At 46.2% G+C, this 1,124-nt stretch carries 1 protein-coding gene; it reads left to right on the forward strand.

Translation table 11 applies throughout. The features are described from left to right. Positions 1-939: 939 nt before the first annotated feature. The coding region (locus tag EDI28_RS25825; RefSeq protein WP_199287502.1) for a transposase zinc-binding domain-containing protein at positions 940-1,124 on the forward strand (185 nt) is incomplete at its 3' end.

Below are 1,124 nucleotides of genomic sequence, written 5' to 3' on the forward strand. Positions count from 1 at the left end.
GTGGAAAGATTTTCGACCAAGTATTATCGTATTAATGGATGGAGTTGCATAACAAAGGTATCAAGGTGACTTGTTTGACTCGGCATTTTTGGTTTGGAGTTTAGTGGGTTTGGTGAGTTTACCGTGGCGCACCTTATCCCAGGCGTTATGGCGTAGATGAGTACAGATAACGTGGCTGCCGTATTACTTGCCGGTGGGTCGTTCTTAGTCGCTAGTATATTGCAGTTTTCCAGCTCTGTTATGGTGCTGGATGTCTTCAAAGAAAATAAATATTTATTGGCACTGTACGCAACACGTCCGATTGTCGTCCTGAGGTACTTTTTTCATTTGTCCAATTGCCTCCTGCACTTGTGTTGATTCCCTTCATTTTCGTTGGGTCGAGGCTTAGCAGCTAGCAAGCCGTAGTTTTCCAATCCTGTTATGGCGCTGGGTGTTTGCAATGAAAATAGACATTGTTGGTTCCAGTCCGCAGCACGCTCGATTGTTGTTTTGTACTCGCTGCTTTTTTCCTTAAGCACCGATTCACATTGAAAGAAGAGAGCAGTCCGTTCTTCTTCCGAATAAATCCTGCTCAAATTCCCATCAAAAAATTCAGGTTTTAGTTATAGCTACCTGAAATAAATCACAAAACTGCGATCTCTCAACTTCCTGTTTATTAAGTGATGTATGATGCATGAATCATATGGCAGGTAAATAATTCTGTTCGGCGGTAGCGTGCCTGATGCTTGTATTGGATCCCTCAAGCGCGCCATAACAAAGGTATCAAGGTGACTCGTTTGACTCGGCATTTTTGGTTTGGAGTTTAGTGGATTTGGTGAGTTCATCGTGGCGCACCTTATCCCAGGCGTTAAATCTGCCGAGCAAGCTCGGGGAGTGCGCTGCGTCGAAGATTGCGTATCTGCTTCTAATATAGTCTAAAAATTTGTCTATGCTCCAGTCATGGCGCATACCGTTCAAAGTTTCATGCAGCAGGCACTGGAACCCTATCTCAAGTCTCACCGGCTTCCACGGTACCAACTCAAGGGAGCGAGTCGGCTCAGGGCCTGCCGGACGGCAGCGATGGGCGGGCATGCGCTGTATTGCGGCAATGGTCATTTCAACGGGTACTGGTATAACAGCTGCGG

Source organism: Photobacterium chitinilyticum (assembly GCF_004104355.1).
GTDB lineage: Bacteria > Pseudomonadota > Gammaproteobacteria > Enterobacterales > Vibrionaceae > Photobacterium > Photobacterium chitinilyticum.